Origin of the sequence: Kitasatospora sp. CB02891 (assembly GCF_002803145.1) — a bacterium.
Classification (GTDB): Bacteria; Actinomycetota; Actinomycetes; order Streptomycetales; family Streptomycetaceae; genus Kitasatospora; species Kitasatospora griseola.
This window is the reverse complement of sequence record NZ_NNBO01000013.1, coordinates 213,837-235,220: the sequence shown is the minus strand read 5'-3', so window position 1 is coordinate 235,220 and position 21,384 is coordinate 213,837. Positions and strand designations below refer to the sequence as shown.

At 70.9% G+C, this 21,384-nt stretch carries 13 protein-coding genes and 1 pseudogene; 6 read left to right on the top strand and 8 right to left on the bottom strand.

The window, feature by feature from the left end:
• Window positions 1–395: 395 nt before the first annotated feature.
• The 3 genes from CG736_RS26730 to trpS form a co-directional block, all read right to left on the bottom strand.
• Window positions 396–1,130: a hypothetical protein gene (locus CG736_RS26730; RefSeq protein ID WP_100588709.1), complete on the bottom strand. Its 735-nt coding sequence runs from the start codon at window positions 1,128–1,130 to the stop codon at window positions 396–398.
• An 11-nt stretch (window positions 1,131–1,141) separates the two neighbouring features.
• Window positions 1,142–2,071, bottom strand: a complete 930-nt coding sequence (locus CG736_RS26725; RefSeq protein WP_100588708.1) for an LD-carboxypeptidase — start codon at window positions 2,069–2,071, stop codon at window positions 1,142–1,144.
• Between the two features lie 260 nt (window positions 2,072–2,331).
• Window positions 2,332–3,369: a tryptophan--tRNA ligase gene (gene trpS / locus CG736_RS26720; protein ID WP_100588707.1), complete on the bottom strand. Its 1,038-nt coding sequence runs from the start codon at window positions 3,367–3,369 to the stop codon at window positions 2,332–2,334.
• Window positions 3,370–4,067: 698 nt separating this feature from the next.
• Here trpS and CG736_RS26715 point away from each other — a divergent pair.
• Entirely contained in the window at window positions 4,068–4,511 is a 444-nt protein-coding gene (locus CG736_RS26715) for a hypothetical protein (protein ID WP_100588706.1), read from the top strand.
• 168 nt (window positions 4,512–4,679) lie between these two features.
• On the opposite strand, the gene CG736_RS26710 is transcribed toward CG736_RS26715, so the two are convergent.
• A complete protein-coding gene (locus CG736_RS26710) occupies window positions 4,680–5,129 on the bottom strand; it encodes an NUDIX hydrolase (protein WP_232734195.1) in 450 nt (149 codons plus the stop codon).
• Between the two features lie 239 nt (window positions 5,130–5,368).
• On the opposite strand from CG736_RS26710, the gene CG736_RS26705 reads away from it, so the two are divergent.
• On the top strand, window positions 5,369–6,292 hold the full coding sequence (locus CG736_RS26705; protein ID WP_100588704.1) for an ATP-grasp domain-containing protein: 924 nt from the start codon (window positions 5,369–5,371) through the stop codon (window positions 6,290–6,292).
• Window positions 6,293–6,364: 72 nt separating this feature from the next.
• Here the strand turns inward: CG736_RS26705 and CG736_RS26700 are convergent, their stop codons facing one another.
• Both CG736_RS26700 and CG736_RS26695 read right to left on the bottom strand, forming a co-directional pair.
• The gene (locus CG736_RS26700) at window positions 6,365–10,075 is read right to left on the bottom strand and encodes an ABC transporter ATP-binding protein (protein ID WP_100588703.1); all 3,711 of its coding nucleotides are present in this window, start codon (window positions 10,073–10,075) and stop codon (window positions 6,365–6,367) included.
• Window positions 10,076–10,298: 223 nt separating this feature from the next.
• Window positions 10,299–10,961: a TetR/AcrR family transcriptional regulator gene (locus CG736_RS26695; RefSeq protein ID WP_100588738.1), complete on the bottom strand. Its 663-nt coding sequence runs from the start codon at window positions 10,959–10,961 to the stop codon at window positions 10,299–10,301.
• Between the two features lie 130 nt (window positions 10,962–11,091).
• Here CG736_RS26695 and CG736_RS26690 point away from each other — a divergent pair, with 130 nt between their 5' ends.
• The 4 genes from CG736_RS26690 to CG736_RS26675 all read left to right on the top strand — a co-directional run bounded on the left by CG736_RS26690 (window position 11,092) and on the right by CG736_RS26675 (window position 17,371).
• Window positions 11,092–12,810, top strand: coding sequence for a carboxyl transferase domain-containing protein (locus tag CG736_RS26690; RefSeq protein WP_369880524.1), 1,719 nt, complete (start codon window positions 11,092–11,094; stop codon window positions 12,808–12,810).
• 94 nt (window positions 12,811–12,904) lie between these two features.
• The gene (locus CG736_RS26685) at window positions 12,905–15,130 is read left to right on the top strand and encodes a biotin carboxylase N-terminal domain-containing protein (RefSeq protein ID WP_232734194.1); all 2,226 of its coding nucleotides are present in this window, start codon (window positions 12,905–12,907) and stop codon (window positions 15,128–15,130) included.
• A complete protein-coding gene (locus tag CG736_RS26680) occupies window positions 15,127–16,122 on the top strand; it encodes a hydroxymethylglutaryl-CoA lyase (RefSeq protein WP_100588702.1) in 996 nt (331 codons plus the stop codon). The genes CG736_RS26685 and CG736_RS26680 overlap by 4 nt, the downstream gene beginning before the upstream one ends.
• 58 nt (window positions 16,123–16,180) lie before the next feature.
• On the top strand, window positions 16,181–17,371 hold the full coding sequence (locus tag CG736_RS26675; protein WP_043914037.1) for an acyl-CoA dehydrogenase family protein: 1,191 nt from the start codon (window positions 16,181–16,183) through the stop codon (window positions 17,369–17,371).
• An 80-nt stretch (window positions 17,372–17,451) separates the two neighbouring features.
• On the opposite strand, the gene CG736_RS26670 is transcribed toward CG736_RS26675, so the two are convergent.
• Both CG736_RS26670 and CG736_RS26650 read right to left on the bottom strand, forming a co-directional pair.
• Window positions 17,452–18,258, bottom strand: a complete 807-nt coding sequence (locus CG736_RS26670) for a DUF4239 domain-containing protein (RefSeq protein ID WP_100588701.1) — start codon at window positions 18,256–18,258, stop codon at window positions 17,452–17,454.
• Between the two features lie 2,384 nt (window positions 18,259–20,642).
• Window positions 20,643–21,080 (bottom strand): annotated as a pseudogene (locus CG736_RS26650) (universal stress protein); the annotation flags it as partial.
• Between the last annotated feature and the right edge of the window lie 304 nt (window positions 21,081–21,384).

The window sequence follows — 21,384 nt, the reverse complement described above, 5'->3', positions numbered from 1 at the left end:
GTCAACATATCTGGCGTTGACTTTTGGCACGCTGTTGAGTTCTCAAGGAACGGACACTTCCTTCGAGCCGCATTCCTGCGAACCCTCCGGGCGCTTCGTTCTTTCGTGTTTCCAGCTTATCAGATGTTTTCCGCTCCGTTTTCCGGAGTTTCGATCCGACTTGCTGTCCGTCTTCCCGACCTGACGGCCTGTCCGACGTTTCAAACTCTAGCCGATCCCCGCTCCGAAAAGCGAATCCGCCGCAATCTCCGAAAACGCGTACAGCAAATACGAACGGAGACGCGAAAAGGACGCGACCCGGCACGGATCAACTAGGTGGTTCTTGAGGATTGGCCGCCCCGGGACCGTCCACACAGATGCGTGTCCGGTGCTCCCTGCCGAGCGACTAGTCAACACTACGCCGATCGGTGGGCAGGTGCAAATGCCTCTGGACGAACCACCCAGTCGCAGGCCGTCCGGGTGGCCTCCACCTGAGCGGCGTTGGGTTGGTCATTGCTGTCGATCCGGCGGCGCGCGGTGGGGTGGTCCTGGCCGCCGGCGGTGTGGCGGGTGAGGAGTCGGGCGTCCCGGGTGGTGTGGTCGGCGTCCACGTACCAGAGCTCGCGCAGCAGTGCCCGGGCGTTCGCCCAGGGGGTGGCGGGGGACGCGAGGTAGTTGCCTTCGGTGATGACCAGGCGGGTGCAGGGGCGGATCAGGTGACGGGCGGCGACGGGCTCGTCCAGGGTGCGGTCGAAGTCGGGCACGTAGATGTCGTGGAAGCGGTCGGTGGCGACGCGCTGGACGAGGGCGAGGTAGCCGAAGGCGTCGAAGGTCTCGGGGGCGCCCTTGCGGGAACGCAAACCGAGACGATCGAGCTGGGCGTTGGAGAGGTGGAAGCCGTCCAGCGGGAGGTAGGTCGCGGTATCGGGGCCCTCGTGGCGGTTGACCTCGTCGATCAGCAGGCGGGCGAGAGTGGACTTCCCGGCCGCGGGCGGGCCGGCCAGGCCGAGGAGTGCTCGGCCGGTTCCACTGCCCGGGCCGCGCAGCAGGCCGAGCGCGCGGGTCACGGCCGCCGCCGCGGGGGCGGGAATGCGTTCGGCGGCCGGTGCGGTGGGAGACGTTCCTACGGCGGAGGTGCCTTCGACGTGCATGGCCCGCCACCCTACGCGTCGGTGGAGGTGGTGAGAACGGGAGCGTCGAGCGTGAGCGTGGCAGCGTCGGCGTCGAGCGTGGCGGGGACGCCGAGCGGGACGGTGATGGCGGACGGGGCGTGACCGAAGCCGAGTTCCCAGACGACCGGGATTCCGAGGTCGCCGAAGTGGTCGAGCATCACAGCGCGTACGCCGTCGAGCGGTCCGCAGAGGTCCCAGGAGCCGAGGGCCACACCGGCCACTCCTTCCAGGGCTCCGCTGCGTCGCAGCTGGGTCAGGATGCGGTCGAGCTGGTAGGGCTGCTCATTGATGTCCTCCAGGAGGAGCAGCCCGCCTGCGAAGGACGGTCGGGCGCCGGGGGTGCCGCGGTCGGCGGCCAGCAGGGAGGCGCAGCCGCCCATCAGGACGCCATGGGCGCGGCCGGGAACGAGGGTCGCGGCGTCGGGTCCGCCGAGGACGGTCGTGGTGGCCGGTTCGAACAGGGTGCGGCGCAGGTGTTCCGCGGTCGGGGCGTCAGTGGTGAACACGCCGGCGGCGGACATCGGCCCGTAGAGAGTGGGAGTGCCCAGTTGCTGCGCGACGGCCTCGTGCAGAACGGTGGTGTCGCTGAAGCCGATCAGCAGCTTGGGCGGGACGGCGCGCATCGCGTCCCAGTCCAGGAGGTCGACCATCCGGTGGACGCCGAAGCCGCCGCGTACACAGAGGACGGCGGCGATGTCGGGGTCCAGCCAGGCCGCTTGCAGGTCGGCGGCGCGGTGGGCGTCGGTGCCGGCGAGGTACGGCAGCGTGGGGTGGGTGTCATGGACGTGCGGGAGGACGACCACCTCCAGGCCCCAGGACCGGAGGATGTCGGTTCCGAGGGCGAGTCGTACGGGGTCGACTGCGCCGCTGGGGGCGACGAGGGCGATGCGGTCACCGGGACGGAGCGGGCGCAAGGACATCAGGAGGCTCCTTCATGGTGTGGAGCGCGGGTGGGACCGCGAACGGGGTGCACATGGTCTGTCTGCAGGACTGACGATCTGCCTGCTGACGGTATCCCCCGGTCGTGAACTCACCACCCTGGTGCGATGACTGCCGGGCCATCACCTCTGCCAGTGCTCGGTGCCGCGCGGCACCCCGGCTCGTGATCGACGGGATGCCCGACCGCGGCCGGCATGCGGGTCGTCGCCGCGGACGACCTGCACACCGGCCACGGGATCGGTCAGAAGGTGCCCATCGCGGTGCGGACTTCGGCGAGGGTGCGGTCGGCGATGGCGTTGGCGCGGGCGTTCCCGGTGTGCAGGACTTCTCGGAGCAGGGCGCGGTCGGCGGCCAGCTCGGTGCGCCGGGCGCGCAGCGGGCGGAGGTGTTCGTTGACCGCCTCGGTGGCGGTGCGCTTGAGCCGGGCGGCGCCGCCGGAACCGATCTCCTCGGCGACCGCGTGCGGGTCGCGGCCCTGGCAGAGGGCGATCAGCAGCACCAGGTTGGAGACGCCGGGGCGGGTCTCGGGGTCGTAGCTGATGTGCCGGTCGTTGTCGGTGACCGCGCCGCGCAGCAGTCGCGCGGTCTCGTCCTCGTCGGCGCCGAGGGTGATGGCGTTGCCCCGGCTCTTGCTCATTTTGCCGGCGTCGGTGCCGAGGAGCAGCGGGGCCTCGGACAGCAGGGCCTGCGGTTCGGGGAACAGCGGGGTGTAGCGGTCGTTGAAGCGGCGGGCGATGGTGCGGGTGATCTCCAGGTGCGGCAGTTGGTCCTGACCGACCGGGACCAGGTCTGCCTTGCAGAACAACAGGTCGGCGGCCTGATGGACGGGGTAGGTGAACATCAGCCCGCTGACCGCCGCCTGCCGGGAGTGGATGATCTCGTCCTTGACGGTGGGGTTGCGGGAGAGTTCGGCGACGCTGATCAGGCTGAGGAAGGGCAGCATCAGCTGGTTGAGGGCGGGGACGGCGCTGTGGGCGAAGATCGTGGCCCGCTCCGGGTCGACTCCGGCGGCCAGGTAGTCGAGGACCAGGTTCTCGGCGTGCTCGGCGACCCGGTCGGCCCGGTCCCGGTCGGTGATCACCTGGTAGTCGGCGATCACGATCATCAACTCGATTTCCTGGAGCTGGAGTTGGACCCGGTTCTGGAGCGTGCCGAAGTAGTGCCCGAGGTGCAGTGGTCCGGTCGGGCGGTCGCCGGTCAGGACACGGCGGTGGCCTTCGGCGGCGGGGGCGATCAGCGGGTTGGCGGTGCTGGGTGCGGTGCCAGGGACGGTGGTCATGGCGGGAGTTCTCCTCCGGTTTGCGGTGGTGACCGCCCGCCGGGGTGGGCCCGTGTCCGTCGGAGATGCTCGTACCGGGGCCGCCCGTACGGACGGCCCTGGAGTCATGCGAGGGGATCGGCCGTCCTAGGACGGCCACCAGCACAGGCATGACATGAGAGACATGCGTTCACCATAACGCGGTCGGGCGGGTAGGCGGACGGATTTCGGGCGGGGCGGGAAGGAACCGTCAGGCTGTCCACACACGTCCCTTGGCCCGGCGTGCCCTGGTGGTGCAGGATCGGGCGAGCCGAGAATCCGGAGGGTTTGCAGCCATGACCTCGCTCGACCAGAACGCGCCGAACCGGCCGGCCACGGATGCCAACAGCCCTGCGGCGAGCGCGGATTCGACAGGCTCCGGTTCGGGGCACGGCACGACGCCGTCCGGATCGGACCTGGGCGGGCACTCGGACGCCGATACGGACAGCCACAGAGCACCGAACGGCCGCGGCGGAGCTCTCACCGGATTGCCGACGGTGCCCGGGCCTGCACGGGAAGGCGATGCTCTCGCAGCGGCAGGTGCCGATGGCTTGGTGACGGGCAGGGCTACGGGCACTCCGAGGTCGCCCGGCTGGTCGTCGGGGGCCTGGGGCGCTGGCGCGGTGGCAGGGCGGGTCCGGCCACCACGACGGCCGACCCCTTCGCGGCGGCTGAGCCAGGTGCGGGCCGTTCCGCCCGCGTCGGCGCCGTTCGACGACACAGCGGCGAGCGGGCTGGTCGACGCCGAGCCGGAGAGCGCGCCGGTCTCCCCCGTGGGGGTGCCGATGGGCGTGCTGATCGGCGGGTCGCTCGGACCGACCGACAGTGCCGGCCCCGGCGTGGCCCGGACCGCGGAGCGCCGGGTGTCCGCCCAGTTGCTGCGGTTCGGCTCCGGGACCTGCCAGGTGGTGCTGCCGGAGTGGCGGTCGGCCATCGCCGTGTCGGTCCCCACCGAGCAGTTGCAGCGCTCGACCGGGATGAGCCCGGAGGAATTGCGCTCCGCTCTGCTGTCGGTGGTGATCAACCCGGAGGCCGTGCACGACCGCGAACTGGGGCTGCGCGACTGGCAGGCCGAGGTCCCGGCGGCTCGCGGACGCCGGAGGGGTCGGCGCCAGGTCCGTTGAGCGGTCTCGACCGGCTTCAGCTGCGGGGCAGTTGCGGGTGCAGGTGCGCCGGGGCAGCTGGTGTCGGGTAAGGCGGGTGACGGGTGTGGGTGCCCGGGCTGGGCGGCTCCTCTCTGCGGGCTGTCGGAGTTCGACGCGGCCGCGGTGTGGCGGCTCGCCGGACTGGCGTCAACTGCGCTGATGTGTAGTGGCGTTGGGCACGTAGCCGAGGTGGACGGGGACGATCGGACCGGCTTCCGCAGCGCGGAGTCCGGCGACCAGGGCCGCCAGGTTCGGCGGCCAGAGCGGATCGGCGTCCGGCGCGGCCAACTCGTCCGGCGTCCACCAGCGCCATCCGAGGATGCCGTCGACGCGATGGACCGCCGCCACGTCTCCGGGCTCACGTCGCGGACCGCGAGTCAGGAATATGTGCTCGTGCTGACGGACAGGCGTGCCGTGCCAGGTGAAGTCGTGTTCCCAGGTGCAGAGGAGTTCACCGGGCCGGAGGTCGGTCCAGCCGGTCTCCTCGCGCAGCTCACGGAGTGCTCCCTCGGCAGGCGTTTCGCCCGGCTCCAGGCCGCCGCCCGGAGCGTTCCAGTGCACCCCGACCTCGGAGTTGTCCGATCGGAACAGGAACACCTGGCTCTCCGGCGAGAGCACCACCGTTCGCGCCGCTCGACGGGGTAGCCGTTCACCTTTGGGCTTCTGACGTCCTGTGATCCATCGCACACGGAAAGCCTGGCAGTGCAAGTGACGGACTGTCGATCGAGTTTTCGGCCGTTGCGCCCGGCCCGGCGCTGGGACCCGGAACAGAATGCCTGGTCAACGCAGGGTCAAGGACAGCCTGTCAACCGATCGGTGGATCTAATCTGAGCCGCATGGTCGACCCCACCGTCATCCTCCCCTCGGACCCGCTCCTGCCGCGTCGGACCGACCCGCACTTCGCCTGGGAGGCCGGGCTGATTCGGGCCGCCGGCGGCCGTCCGGCGCTGCTCGACCACGACGCTCTGCTGGCCGGGGACGTCGAGGCTGCGGTCCGGCGCGTCCCCGCCGGGTCGGGCGGGCTCTGGTACCGGGGTTGGATGATTCCCGTCGCCCGCTATGCCGCGCTGGCCGAGGCACTGGCCGACCGCGGCTGCAACCTGCTGACCGGCTCGGGCGAGTACGCCGCCGCCCATGAACTGCCCGGCTGGTACCGAACGTTCGAGCCCGTGACACCTGTCAGCAGTTGGCTCCCCGGCCGCTCCTGGGACCGCTCCGCCCTGGCTTCCGCCGCCTCGACCCTGGGCGGGCAGGGCCCCGCGATCGTGAAGGACTACGTCAAGTCCCGCAAGCACGAGTGGCACGAGGCCTGTTACGTGCCCGAGTTGGCCGACCTCGACGCGGTGGAGCGAGTGGCTGCACGCTTCGCCGAACTGCAGGGCGAGTTCCTCGCGGGCGGGCTGGTGCTCCGTCGCTTCGAAGACTTCGCACAGACGGCGGACGGCCGGGCCGAGGAGGCCCGGGTCTGGTGGTTGGACGGCGAGCCCGTGCTGATCGGACCGCACCCCGACTGCCCGCTCAGCCGGGTCGAGCCCGACCTGTCCGCCGTACGCCCGCTGGTGCAGGAGTTGGGGTGCCGCTTCGTCACCACCGACCTGGCGCGACCGGCCGCGGGCACGGGCGACCACAACGGCGGTGCCGAAAGCGGATGGCGGGTGGTGGAGGTCGGGGACGGTCAGGTCAGCGAGTTGCCGTCCGGGGTGGATGCCGAGGTGTTGTTCCGGGCACTGGTGGGTGCTGCACGGTCCGCGCAGGCCTGAGCAGGCCGGCTCTCGACCGGACGGCTCCCGGACCCGACGAGGCGCCGGGCCCGGGAGCCGTTGTCGGGACGGTCAGCCGAGTACCGGAGCAGGGTGCCCCTCTGCGATGAAGGCCTTCCACAGCTTGGCGTAGGCGCCGTCGCGGTCGAGCAGATCGGTGTGGGTGCCGTCCTCCACTATTCGCCCGTGGTCGAGGACGACGATCCGGTCGGCGCGTTCGGCGGTGGTGAGCCGGTGGGCGATGACCAGGGTGGTGCGTCCGCCGCTGAGCCGGTCGGCGGCGTGGTTGACGGCTGCTTCGGTCGCGAGGTCGAGAGCGGCGGTGGCCTCGTCGAGGAGCAGGATGTCGGGGTCGACCAGTTCGGCCCGGGCGAGGGCGATGAGCTGGCGCTGCCCGGCGGAGAGGTTGCGGCCGCGGGCGGCGACGGTGTGCCGGTAGCCGCCGGTGAGCCGGGTGATCATGTCGTGTGCGCCGACCGCCTTGGCGGCGGCTTCGACTTCGGCGTCGCTCGCCCCGGGGCGGCCGTAGGCGATGGCGTCGCGGACCGTCCCGGCGAACAGGTACGCCTCCTGCGGGACGACGCCGAGCCGGTGCCGGTAACCCTCCAGGTCGTACCGCGTCAGATCGGTGCCGTCGACCCGAACGGTGCCGCCGGTGGCGTCGTAGAACCGGGCGACCAGCTTGACCAGGGTGGACTTGCCGGCGCCGGTCTCGCCGACCAGCGCGACGGTCTGGCCGGCGGGTATGTGCAGGTCGATGCCGGCGAGCACCTCGGGGTTGCCCTCGCCTCCGCCGTTGTAGGCGAAGCCGACGTTCTCGAAGGTGATCTCACCGCGCAGCGTCTCGACCGGGATGGGCTGTTCGGCCTGGGGCGTGCTGGTCGGGGTGCGCAGCAGCTCACGGATCCGGCCGAGGCCGACGGCGGCCTGCTGGTAGCCGTCGAAGATCTGTGAGAGCTGGTTGACCGGGGCGAAGAACAGGTCGATGTACAGCAGGTACGCGACCAGGGCGCCGATGGTCAGGGTGCCGTGGTCGACCCGGGAGGCGCCGACGATCAGGACGAGGGTGGCGGCGACGCTGGACAGGAACTGCACGAACGGGAAGTACAGCGAGATGTACAGCTGGGCCTTGACCCGGGCGTGCCGGTAGGCGAGGCCGCGCTCGACGAACCGGTCGATGTTGGCGTCCTGGCGGCGGAAGGCCTGGACGATCCGCATGCCCGCGACGTTCTCCTGCAGATCGGCGTTGACGGTGCTGATCAGGTCGCGGGAGATCTGGTACTGCTGGGCGGACTTCTTGCGGAACACCAGGGTGGCGACGATCAGCGGCGGCAGCACCGCGAGGACCACCAGGGCGAGACCCGGGTCGATCACGACGAGGGCCACGAAGATCCCGACGAAGGTGAACAGGCTGACGACGGCGGTGACCACGCCGGTCTGCAGGAACGAAGATATGGAGTCCACATCGGTCGTCATGCGGGTCATGATCCGGCCGGCCAGCTCGCGCTCGTAGTAGTCGAGGCCGAGCCGGTTGAGGTGGGCGAAGATCTTCAGCCGCAGGGTGTAGAGGACGCGTTCGCCGGTGCGCCCGGAGACCTTGCTCTCGGTGGCCTGCACCAGCCAGTCGAGCAGGACCACGACGAGTGCCAGCAGGGCAGCAATCGCAACGCCCCCGATGGCGGCCTTGCTGACGCCGTCGTCGATGCCGTGCCGGATCAGCACCGGCAAGGTCAGACCGGCGGCGGTGTCCAGCGCGACCAGCAGCAGTGCGAGCAGCAGCGAGCGGCGGAACGGGGCGAGCAGTCGGGCCAGGTTGAACTTGGCGTCGGCGGTCTCGGCCAGCTCCACGGGGACGTCGGGGGTGTCGTTCGCCGGCGGCAGGGCGGCGACCTGGGCCAGCAACTCGGTGTCGGCGGCGGGCTTCTCCGCGACCGGTGCGGCCTTCTCGGTCTCCGCGGGTTCCTCGTCCTGCTGGGGCTCGGCGGCGGGAGCAGCCAGGGCGTCCGGGTCGGTGATCAGCGACCGGTAGCGCGGACATCGGGCGGTGAGTTCCTCGTGGGTGCCGATGTCGATCAGCCGACCGGCGTCGAGGACTGCGATGCGGTCGGCGAGCTGCAGGGTGGAACGGCGGTGTGCGATCAGCAGGGTGGTACGCCCGGCCATCACGCTGTGCAACGCGTCGTGGATCTCGGCCTCGACCTGCGGGTCGACCGCGGAGGTGGCGTCGTCGAGCAACAGGATGCGCGGGTCGGTGAGGACCGCACGGGCCAGGGCGATGCGCTGGCGCTGGCCGCCGGAGAGGGTGAGGCCCTGCTCGCCGACCTTGGTGTCGTAGCCGCCGGGGAGCTCGCGGATGAAACCGTCGGCCTGGGCGATCCGGGCGGCGGCGAGGATCTGCTCCTCGGTGGCCTCGGGGTGGCCGTAGGAGATATTGGTGCGGACCGTGTCGGAGAACAGGAAGCTCTCCTCCGGCACGATGCCGATGGCGGCGCGCACCGAATCGACAGTGGCTTCGCGGAGGTCCTGTCCGAACAGTCGGACGGCGCCGGAGGTGGGGTCGTAGAAGCGAGGCACCAGCTGGGCGACGGTCGACTTGCCGGAGCCGGAGGCACCGACCAGGGCCAGGGTCTCCCCCGGCGCGATCCGCAGGCTGAGACCGTCGAGCACCGGGACGCCGTCGGGAACGCTGCCCGGCTCGGGGTGCTCCTCGGCCCGGTAGTGGAAGGCGACCCGGTCGAGCTCCAGCGCGGGCGTGCCGGCCGGGGCCGCATCCGGGTTGAGGGGCCGGGCGTCCGGGGTCTCGGCGACCAGCGGGCGCTGGTCGATCAGCTGCATGACGCGTTCCACGCCGGCGCGGGTCTGCTGGGCGACGGTGACCACCACGGCGAGCATCCGGACCGGGCCCGTCATCTGCGCGAGGTAAGTGGAGAAGGCGACGAAGGTGCCGAGGGTGACATCGCCCCGGACGGCCAGCCAGCCGCCGAGGGCGAGCACTGCGACCTGCCCGAGCGCGGGAACGGCCTGCATCGCGGGGGTGTAGCGGGCATTCAATCGGATCGAACGGAGCCGAGCGGCGAACAGCCCTCGCGAGACCCGCTCCAGCTTGCCGCGTTCCTGGGCCTCCTGACCGAAGCCCTTGACCACCCGGACGCCACCGACTGCAGCGTCCACCACACCGGCGACCTCCGCGGCCTGCTGCTGGGCTGCCCAGGTCGCCGGGAAGAGGCGCTTGCGGCTGAGGGTGGAAATCCACCACAGGGCCGGGGCCATCACCAGCGCGATCAGGGTGAGCGGCAGCGACAGCCAGAACATGACCACCAACGACATGCCGAACATCAGGGCATAGCCCGTCATCATCGGCAGCATCGAGAGCAACCCGTTGACCAGTTGCAGGTCCGAGGTGGCGCGCCCGACCACCTGACCGACGTCCAACCGGTCCTGGCGGTGCCCGTCGAGCCTGGTCAGCGAGCGGAACAGGTCGGCGCGCATGTCGTGCTGGACGTCGAGCGCGAGCTGCCCGCCGTAGTAGCGGCGGATCTGTGTGCACAGGAACACCGCGGCGGCCGCGACCAGCAGCAGCACTGCCCAGGGGGTGAGCGGGCGGCGATGCGTGGTGATCACGTCATCGATGATCAGCTTGGTGATGAGCGGGACGATCGCGGTGATCGCCATGCCGACCAGCGACGACCCGAAGGACAGCGACAGGTTGCGACGGTAGCGCCAGCAGTAGCCACCGAGCCGGCGGAGCCAGCCTTGCTCTGGGAAACCATGAGTCTCGGGCATATTTAGTGATGCTAACCATTCGGCCGATAGGGCGTCCATCGGGTTCGACGGGCGCATAGGAGGCTGAACGACCCGAGGTCGAGCTTCCTTCCCGTCTACAGCCTGCCCGCGGCACGCGGGGGTGCGCCTCCAACGGTCGGCTACACCTGGATCAGCCGATCGTCCTAGGCGGGGGTGCAGCAGACTTCAGGGCGGAGCCTGAGCCTGCCTGGAAACCTGCAGGTCAGGCAGCCGGGCTCGGCTCCACGACCGCAGCGGCCGCCGCCACGAACGCGCCCTGGGCCAACGCGCGCAGCAGGGCTGCCATCGCTTCGCGGCTCAGGCCGGCCCGCTCAGCGGCGAGCTCCGCCGGGGCGGCCTGCGGCGCAGCGCTGTGCGGGGTGGAGTTGAGCAGGCCGAAGACCGCGTGCACGGCGGCGCGGGCGACCGGTTCGGCTTCGGCGGCAGCCAGTGCGGTGAAGGCCTCGCGTACCACCGCGACCCACAGTTCGACGTAACCGCGCTGCAGTCGACGGACCCGGTGGCGGTCCTCCTCCTTGAGGTGGAGCAGCTCGCGGTCGTGCAGGATGATCAGGTCCCGGTCGTCCAGGGCGAAGTCGATGTGGCCGTCGATCAGGGAGTCCAGTGCGGCCTGCGGCCCGTCGGCCGCTCCGGCCCGTCGGCGGCCCTCTTCCAGCAGGCGCTCGCTGATGCCGACCAGGAGGTCGGCGAGCATCGCGTCCTTGCCCGCGAAATGCCGGTACAGGCCGGGTCCGCTGATGCCGACCGCCTTACCGATCTCGTCCACGCCGACGCCGAGGAAACCGCGGGCGGCGAACAGCCTGGCGGCCTCCTTCCGGATCTGGTCACGGCGTGGGAGCACGGGGGCGGCAGAGCGGTTGGGCATGCTGCCCATCGTAGACAGTCGGGTTATCGCTGGTTAACCTGGCGGCAGAGTTAACGCTCATTAACACGGGCTGGCCGGCTCGCCCTTCGGCCTGCCCCGATCCGAATCCGAGGGCAAGGGAGCTCTTGGGATGGTCCCCTCTTCTTCGGCACCGACCTCATCGTGGTCTCCGGCTTCGTCGCGGAACGCTTCCGCGTCGAGGCAGCCGGTATCGCTGTTCGACGCGGCCGCCGCACCGGCACCGCGTTTGGAGAGCACGGTCGACCCGGCGTCACCCGCCGGACTCGCCAACGCCCAGGCCCACCGGGCACTGGTCTCCGAGCTGCGCGAGAAGCTCGCTGCAGCGGCACTCGGCGGCGGCGAGAAGGCGCGCGCCAAGCACACCGCCCGCGGCAAGCTCCTGCCCCGCGACCGGGTGGACACCCTGCTCGATCCGGGCTCGCCCTTCCTGGAGCTGGCCCCCCTGGCGGCCGACGGCCTGTACGACGGGGCCGCCCCTGCCGCAGGTGTGATCGCCGGCATCGGGCGGGTCGCCGGGCGCGAGGTCCTGGTGGTGGCGAACGACGCCACAGTCAAGGGCGGCACCTACTACCCGATGACGGTGAAGAAGCACCTGCGCGCGCAGGAGGTGGCCCTGGAGAACCGGCTGCCCTGCATCTATCTGGTGGACTCGGGCGGCGCGTTCCTGCCGATGCAGGACGAGGTGTTCCCCGACCGCGACCACTTCGGCCGGATCTTCTACAACCAGGCGCGCCTGTCCGCCGCCGGGATCCCGCAGATCGCGGCGGTGCTCGGCTCGTGCACCGCGGGCGGCGCCTACGTCCCGGCGATGAGCGACCAGGCGGTGATCGTCCGCAACCAGGGCACCATCTTCCTGGGTGGTCCGCCGCTGGTGAAGGCCGCCACCGGAGAGGTGGTGACCGCCGAGGAACTCGGCGGCGGCGACCTCCACTCGCGGACCTCCGGCGTGACGGACCACCTGGCAGAGGACGACGCCCACGCGCTGTCCATCGTCCGCACCATCGTGGTCGGACTCGGCCCGCGCGCCGCGAAGCCCTGGCCGCTCGCCCCGGTCGAGCCGCCCGCGGTCGACCCGGCCGGCCTCTACGGCGTGGTGCCGGTGGACCCGCGCACCCCCTATGACGTGCACGAGGTGATCGCCCGCCTGGTCGACGGCAGCCGCTTCGCCGAGTTCAAGGCGGAGTACGGCACCACCCTGGTGACCGGGTTCGCCCGCATTCACGGACATCCGGTCGGCATCGTCGCCAACAACGGCGTCCTGTTCGCCGAGTCCGCGCTCAAGGGCGCGCACTTCATCGAGTTGTGCGACCAGCGGGGCATCCCCCTCCTCTTCCTGCAGAACATCACCGGTTTCATGGTGGGTCGCCAGTACGAGGCCGGCGGCATCGCCAAGCACGGCGCCAAGATGGTCACCGCGGTGGCCTGCACCCGGGTGCCGAAGCTGACGGTGGTGATCGGCGGTTCGTACGGCGCGGGCAACTACTCGATGTGCGGCCGGGCCTACTCACCTCGCTTCCTGTGGATGTGGCCGAACGCGAAGATCTCCGTGATGGGTGGCGAACAGGCCGCCTCCGTGCTTGCCACGGTCCGACGCGACCAGTTCGAGGCCCGGGGCGAGGACTGGCCGGTCGAGGCCGAGGACGAGTTCAAGCGCCCGGTCCGCGAGCAGTACGAGCGGCAGGGCAACGCCTACTACGCCTCCGCGCGACTGTGGGACGACGGCGTGATCGACCCCATGCAGACCCGGACCGCGCTCGGCCTGGCGCTCACTGCGTGCGCCAACGCTCCGCTCCCCGAACCCCGCCCGTTCGGCGTCTTCCGTATGTGACGCCCGGCCGGGGGGCCGAGCCACGGACCGGTCACCGCTTCTGATGCATCGTCAATTCGCTCACCCGTTCTCCTCGCAACGGAGGCACACCTCCATGTTCGACACCGTGCTCGTCGCCAACCGCGGCGAGATCGCGCTGCGGGTGATCCGCACCCTGCGACGGCTGGGCGTGCGCTCGGTCGCCGTGCACAGCGACGCGGACGCGGACGCCCCGCACGTCCGGGCCGCCGACCTCGCGGTCCGACTCGGGCCCGCCGACCGGAGCGACAGCTCGGCCGCCGAGACCTACCTGCGCACCGACCTGATCCTCGACGCCGCCCGCCGGACCGGCGCGCAGGCCGTCCACCCCGGCTACGGGTTCCTCGCCGAGAACTCCGCCTTCGCGGAGGCCTGCACACAGGCCGGGCTGGTCTTCATCGGCCCACCGCCGGCTGCGGTGGAGCTGATGGGCGACAAGATCAACGCCAAGGAGGCCGTCCGGGCCGCCGGGGTGCCCGTCGTCCCCGGCAGCGAGGACGGCGCGCCCACCGACGAACAGCTGATCAAGGCGGCGGCCCGAATCGGCTACCCGGTGCTGCTCAAGCCCTCGGCCGGTGGCGGCGGCAAGGGCATGCGGCTGGTCCGCGACCCGGCCGACCTGCCCGCCGAGCTCGCCGCCGCCCGCCGGGTGGCCCGCACCGCGTTCGGCGACGACACCCTGCTGCTCGAGCGCTGGGTGGACCAACCGCGCCACATCGAGGTGCAGGTCCTGGCCGACACCCACGGCCGGACTGTTCACCTCGGCGAGCGCGAGTGCAGTCTCCAGCGCCGCCATCAGAAACTCATCGAAGAGGCCCCTTCCGTCCTGTTGAACGCTCGGACCCGGGCCGCGATGGGCGCGGCCGCGGTGCGTGCTGCCGAAGCCTGCGGGTACACCGGCGCCGGCACGGTCGAGTTCATCGTTCCCGGTGGTGACCCCGCGGGGTCCGACGCGGACGACGTCCTCGACTTCTTCTTCATGGAGATGAACACCCGCCTCCAGGTGGAACACCCCGTCACTGAGCTGGCCGTCTCTGTCGACGGCCCCGAGGGCCCGCAGCGGCTCGACCTGGTCGAGTGGCAGCTGCGCGTCGCCGCGGGCGAGACGCTGTCGTTCACACAGTCCGACATCTCCTTCCTGGGCCACGCGATCGAGGCCCGCATCTGCGCCGAGGACCCGGAACGGGACTTCCTGCCCACCGGCGGCGAGGTACTGCTGTTGGACGAACCCTCGGGCGAGGGCATCCGGGTGGACTCCGGAATCGCACCCGGCGACCGGATCGGCAGCCTGTACGACCCGATGCTCGCCAAGGTGATCGCGTACGGGCCCGACCGTCCGACCGCGATCCGTCGGCTGCGGGCCGCACTCGCCGAGACCCGCATCCTGGGCGTCACCACCAACACCGGCTACCTGCGCCGGCTGCTGGCTCAGCCCGAGGTGACGGCAGGTCGGCTCGACACCGGCCTGGTGGAACGCAGCGCCCAGCAGGACCCCTCCCTGCTCAGCTCTCCGTACACCCGGCCCGAAACGATCGACCTGCTCTACTTCGCCGCCGCGCTGGTGCGGCAGCTCGAACTCGGCCGCGCCGACGCCTCCGACGGCTGGACCGATCCCTTCTCCCTCCCTTCCGGGTGGCGACTCGGTGGCGAAGCCGCATGGACCACGCACCGGCTCCGGCTCGCCGGCCGCGAACCGGTCGCCGTGAGTTGCCGAATGACTACCAGCGGTGAATTCGAGAGCGCTATCGGTTTTTCCGCCGTGAAGACTCCCGAGTGGGACATCCGACTCGGCGACGGCCCCGTCCGGAAGGCTCGCGCCACCCGGGACGGAAGCCTGCTCCGCCTTGCGGTTGACGGCCTGCAGGCCACTTTCACGGTCGCCGAGGAACGTACGACGGAGGGCATTGCGCACTGGCTCGGCGCCGACGGAGATGCGTGGCTCGTTCACCCGTTCGACGCAATCGCCGAGCGTGCTGCTGCCGGAACCGTGCACCACGGAACGCTGACTGCCCCGATGCCCGGCACCGTCACCGTGGTGAAGGTCCAGGCCGGCGAACAGGTCAGCCGCGGACAGGCGCTGCTCGTCCTGGAGGCCATGAAGATGGAGCACGTCATCTCCGCGCCGCACGACGGCGTCGTCGAGGACCTGAGGGTCACTGCCGGTGCGACCGTCGCCATGGATGAGCCCCTGGTCGCAGTCGCCCCCGCCGACGAGGAAGCCACCACCGCCGAGGCGGAAGCCGATGTCCGCACCGACGCGGAAGCCGACGCCACCGCGAAGCTGCAGGAGGCCGCAGGATGACCACCGCTCCCGATCGGGCCGCGGTCGAACCGACCGTGCTGGAACTCGGCCTTCCGGCCCCCGTGCGTGACCCCGATCTGCCCGCCCGAGTGCGCATCCACGAGGTCGGCGCCCGTGACGGGCTGCAGAACGAGAACAGTCTCGTCCCCGTCGAGGTCAAGGCGGAGTTCATCGCCCGACTCGCCGATGCCGGGCTGCGCACCGTGGAGGCCACCAGCTTCGTCCGCCCCAAGTGGGTGCCGCAGCTGGCCGACGCCGAGGAACTGATGCCCCGGCTGGCCGAGCTGCCCGCGCAGTACCCGGGGCTCCGTCTGCCCGTCCTGGTGCCGAACGAGCGTGGACTGGACCGGGCACTGGCCCACCATGCCGGCGAGGTCGCGGTGTTCGCCAGCGCCACCGACACGTTCGCCCGACGCAACCTCAACCGCTCGGCGGACGAGGCGATGGCCATGTTCCGGCCCGTGGTCGAACGTGCCACGGCAGCGGGAGTCCCGGTTCGCGGCTACCTGTCGATGTGCTTCGGCGACCCGTGGGAGGGCCCCGTACCGATCGCCCAGGTGGTCCGGCACGGCTTGACGCTGCTGGAAATGGGCTGCACCGAGCTGAGCCTCGGCGACACCATCGGCGTCGCAACGCCCGGCCAGGTCAAGGCGCTGATCGACGAATTCACTCGTTCCGGCGTTCCGGTCGACCAGCTCGCGGTGCACTTCCACGACACTTACGGGCAGGCGCTGGCCAACACGCTGGCCGCGCTCCGGTCCGGTGTGACGGTGGTGGACGCCTCCGCCGGCGGCCTCGGCGGCTGCCCGTACGCCAAGAGTGCGACCGGCAACCTGGCGACCGAGGACCTGGTCTGGATGCTGCACGGCCTGGGCATCGAGACCGGCGTCGACCTGGCATCCCTCACCGAAACCAGCGGCTGGATGGCGCGCCAGCTCGGCCGCCCCAGCCCCTCGCGGACCGTCCGCGCCCTGCTCGGGCCCACGGCCTGACCACTGACTCCAAACCCCCCACCCGGCCCACCAGGCCTCGATCCCGGGAGGATCACCCGTGCTCGACCACCGGCTGAGCAGTGACTACGAGGAACTCCGGCGCACCGTCGCGGAGTTTGCCAACGATGTAGTTGCGCCGAAGATCGGCGAATACTACGAGCAGAATGAATTCCCGTACGAAATCATTCGGGAAATGGGTCGGATGGGCCTGTTCGGCCTGCCCTTCCCCGAGGAGTACGGCGGCATGGGCGGCGACTATTTCGCGCTCTGCCTGGCCCTGGAGGAACTGGCCCGGGTCGATTCCTCGGTGGCGATCACGCTGGAGGCCGCGGTCTCGCTCGGCGCCATGCCGATCCACCTCTTCGGCACCGAGGAGCAGAAGCGCGAGTGGCTGCCGAAGTTGACGTCCGGCCAGATGCTCGGCGCGTTCGGCCTGACCGAGCCCGAGGGCGGCACGGACGCCGGCGGGACTCGCACCACCGCGCGCTACGACGCGGCCACCGACGAGTGGGTGATCAACGGAAGCAAGTGCTTCATCACCAATTCCGGCACCGATATCACCGGGCTGGTGACCGTCACCGCACTGACCGAACCGATCGCACATTCGAGTGACGAGGGCGTAAATCACTCGCCCACGAGGGAAATCTCCTCCATTATCGTCCCCACTGGAACTCCCGGGTTCCAGGTGTCGAAGAAGTACTCGAAGGTCGGGTGGAACGCCTCCGACACCCGCGAACTGTCCTTCACCGACTGCCGAGTCCCCGCGGCCAACCTGCTTGGTCGCCAGGGCCGCGGCTACGCCCAGTTCCTTCGCATCCTCGACGAGGGCCGCATCGCCATCGCGGCCCTGGCCACCGGCCTGGCCCAGGGGTGCGTCGACCAGTCCCTGTCCTACGCCGCCACTCGTCGCGCCTTCGGCCGACCGATCGGCGCCAACCAGGTCATCCAGTTCAAGCTCGCCGACATGGAGATGCGCGCACACACCTCCCGCCTGGCCTGGCGGGACGCCGCCTCCCGGCTGCTGCACTCCGAGCCCTTCAAGAAGGAGGCAGCCATCGCCAAGCTGTTCGCCTCCGAGGCCGCGGTCGACAACGCGCGCGAAGCGACCCAGATCCACGGTGGCTACGGCTTCATGAACGAGTACCCGGTCGCCAGGTTCTGGCGCGACTGCAAGATTCTGGAGATCGGCGAGGGCACCTCCGAGGTCCAGCGGATGCTGATCGCGCGCGAACTCGGCGTCAACTCCTGAACCACGCGCTGACACAGCCCTGCTGACGGATCACTGCCTGCCGGAGTGTCGGGACCGCCGCGTCCCGGACCACCCGCAGGTCAGTGCGTCGGCCAAGGCTGGAACGGCGGCAGTGCCGGCGTCCTGGCGTCGGTGTCGATCTGGTCGTAGCGCTCCAACGCCAGTTGGAACGCAGTCGGTTCGATCCGCACCGCGCCGGAGAACGGCCCGCTCATCACCGCCACCATGCTCACCCCGAACGCCACGGAGGCGCCCACGAAGCACATCAACATCAGATTCCGTGTGTTGGCCATCAGGCCGATCACCGACGGCGTGGCGAGGACGAACACCGCGCCCACGAGCAGGCCGCCGATCGCCACCACCGGCACGGACGCACGAATATCACCCAGCCGCGCGTTCCGTTTGGCGTTGACGTCGGACAGGCTGTGCAGCACATCGGTCCGTGCGCTGGTCTCCGCCGGAGTCTGCACCGCGGCGTGATCGACCGCGGCCCGCACCTCGTCGACCGCCTGCCAGGCGGCCTGGCTGCCGGTGTCGTGCTGCATCGTCGCCCACTCGTCGTCGATCACCACCCTGGTGTAGTTCCGCAGCCGATCCCGCACCAGTGACCGGTCGGCGGCTGGCAGACCGCCCGCGTTCCAATAGGCCTCCGCGAGAGCCCGCGACTCCTCGTAGGTGTGCTGACGCGCGGAGTTCAACTGCTGCCAGGTGCCGGCGATGCTGAATCCCAGGAAGAGCGCGAAGAAGCCGAGGATCGCCGCCCCGGCAAAGGACAGCGCTTGCGGTGTCGTGGACCCCTCCCGCGCCCGACTGGTCCGCCCGAGCAGCAGAGCGATCACCAGCGCGAGCGCCGCACCCGAGACGGCGGCGATCGCGACGATCAGCATCGGCACCACCTGTTCCCGCCGCCACGGAGGCCCGCCCTCGCACCGGGCCTCGCACCGGGCCTCGCACCGGGCCTCGCGCTCGACCGCGTCACCGGCCTCACACCGGGCCTGCCGTCGGCCGGCACTGGCAGCCGCAGTCCTCGCGCTCCCGCCTGCGGTGCATCGTTCCTTGACTCGACAACAGTTGCGCCATCGACAACCCCGGACACCATCAGGTCGGTTACAGGCCCATCGCCAGCTGGTCGGATCATCTCTTCGCACGCGCTCACTGCTTCCACCGACCCCGAACGGAGAACGCCGCCGCCAGCACGCACAGCACAGGAAGGAGGATCGCCAACAGCAGCATCATCACCTCGGTGATGTCCCACTGGTTGTCCTCCCCCTCCTCGGGCGTCCAGTCCTCCGCCCCGGGCTGGGCCTGCGCCTGTCCACCTGGTGACGACCCACCGCCGGACGCCCCCGCTCCCGAGCCCGGCCCCTCACTCCGTCCGGCAGCCGCGCTCGAAGTCGACGCGAGCACTGCCGTCCCACTGCTCGCCAGTCCCCCGCCCGGGCTGGCTGTCCCGACCCCAATCAGGCTGCCGCCAGGCCCGGTTGAAGTGCCGATCACCCCCGGCGCCGCAAAGGGCGAGCCCGGCAGCGCGAAGGCCGTCCCACCGGGGACCAACGCCGGTGCTGCCCCCGGCAGGAAGGGCGTCAACAGCAAACCTGCGGGAGCCGCTGCTGCGGCCTGCCCTGGAGCCGGGACACCGGGCAGCAGCCCTGGTGCGGCCGCGACACCCCCGCCGGCTGGGACGGGTACGGGGAGCAGCCCCGCCACGGCTGCCGCTCCAACGGCCGCGCCCACGCCCTCGACGCCAGGGGCGGCAACTCCAGGGGCGGCACCGGGGGCAGCGACTCCAGGGGCCGCAGCTCCGGGAGCGGCAGCACCAGGAGCCCCGACTGCGCCCGCACCGACTCCTGCCACCGTCCCGGTGCCGCCTCCGGCACCGGCGCCGGTAGCCGTGCCCGCGCCGGTCCCGGTGCCCGCACCGGCACCGCTGCCTGGGGCCGCGCCGGGGGCGGCTCCTCCGCCCGTTGTACCGGGCGGGGGCGGTGCCGCGGCGGGAGGAGTCGGACTGAGTCCGTCATAGGCTCCGGGCACGTCGGCGAACACGTGGCGCGGCGCTTGGCGGCTGCCGTCCGGTCCGACGGTCGCATCGTCCGCCAAGCCGTCGGCGTGCACCGTACCGGTCTGGTGGCCCGCGAGGGCGGTCCCGACGGCCTGGCAGTCGATGCCCTGTCCAGGGGCGAGGGTGCGACCGGCATCAGGGCCGGAGCAGGTCACTGCGCCCACATCGGGCAACCCTTCGACCACCGAGATGTCGGTGATCGGGACATCACCGAACGCCTCCAGGTGGTACCGGAGTTCAAGGGTCCCCGCGACTGCTGTCAGCGCTCTCGGCGCGGTGCGACGGGTCCCGGCGGGCGGCACCGCCTCCGGGATGGTCCTTCGGGATCGGGACACGCCCGTACCGGTGGGCGATCCCACCCGGGTGAGGCGAAGGCCTGCAGTGATGCCCCAGTAGCCGACGGGTGCATCCGCGTGGGCCTGCGGCAGTCGGTTCGGGGCATCGGCGGTCGCAGTGGCCTGGGCGGCCTGCGATCCGCCCAGGGCGGTGAAGGAGGCTGTGCAGTCGAGGATGCCACCCGGCGGGATGCTTCGACCGGCATCACATTGGGCCTGCCCGCCCGGAAGTTGAGGGTCGTTCAGCACGAGATCAGTGAGCTGATAGTCGGCGTGGTTGACGAGGTGGTAGGTCCGGCTGGCCACCTCGTCGGCGCGGAGCCGCACGTTGAGGTCGGTGCTGGTGTTGGTGCTGACGCTCAGGGTCAGCACCTCGCCCACTTCCCCACCCCGAGTGGCCCCAGGTTCCGAGGCCCAGGTCGCGAGGACGGCCGGCACCAGCAGGGCAGCTCCGAGTAAGGGCGGCATGGGGCGACGAGCGGCGGTCACCGCGCCCGAACACCATCTGGCCGCCAGTAGGCCGATATGACGATGGATCACCTACGAATGGTTCACCATGCTCCGGTTCGGCAGCTGATATGACTCACGCCGCAGCGTTTGAACGACTCGTTCGGCCGTATCCGAGCGCCGAACGGCCCGCCCCCGCACGTTTCCCCGGGCCGCGGGTGGCCGGTTCCTCCCGCCCGCATCCGGCCATGATCCGACTGCTGTGCGAGGACGTCAGGCGAGGGCACAGGGGCGGAGGAGGCGGGGAAGTAGGCCCGGGAATAGGCCCGGGGAAACGGAAACAACGGAGCGGAACCGGGAGATGGCATCGGGACAGCACAAAGCCGCGGCGAGCACAGGCGCAAAGGGCCGGTCGGCCCGGTCGGCCCGGTCAGGGGATGACGATGACCGGACGGTTCGCGCGGCGGGCGAGGCGGCCGGAGACCGAGCCGAAGATCTTCCCGAGCAGCCCGTGGGTGCTGCCGACCACGATGGCGTCCGCGGCGTACTCGCGGCCGACCTCTTCGATCTCGTGACAGATGTCCCCGCCGCGTTCGACCAGGATCCAGGGGACGCCGGAAAGGAAGTCTGCGCAGGCGAGTTCGAGGCCGAGGATCTCGGTGCGCTGGTCGGGGAGGTCCACGAAGACGGGCGGTTCGCAGCCGGCCCAGACCGTGGCGGGGAGCCGGTTGGCGACGTGGACGATCACCAGTCCGCACTGGGAGCGGCGGGCCATGCCGACGGCGTAGGCCAGGGCGCGTTCGCTGGAGAGCGAGCCGTCGAAGCCGACCACTACACCGTGCTGGAACTGCGGGTCGCAGGCGCGGGAGCCGTGCTCCTGGAGCTGCGGTTCGCCATCGTCGCGGCGGCCGACGGTCGGACGGGAGCTGTCGGTCATCGCGTCCTCCGCAGTGCCGGGTTGTGGGGCGACGGCAGGATCCGCCGCCGCGCCTGGAGTGGCAGGGGTCGAGTGTCTCGGGTCGTCGGGCCCGGGCCGGTCCGAACCTCGGGGGCGGGCGGGACGTCCGAACATGCCGACGCGCCCGGTTGGAGCCGCCCGACCCGCCCAGGACGTCCAACTCGCCCAACCAGAACGGCTCGAGTCACCCGTCCGATCGGAGTGGCCCGTCCGA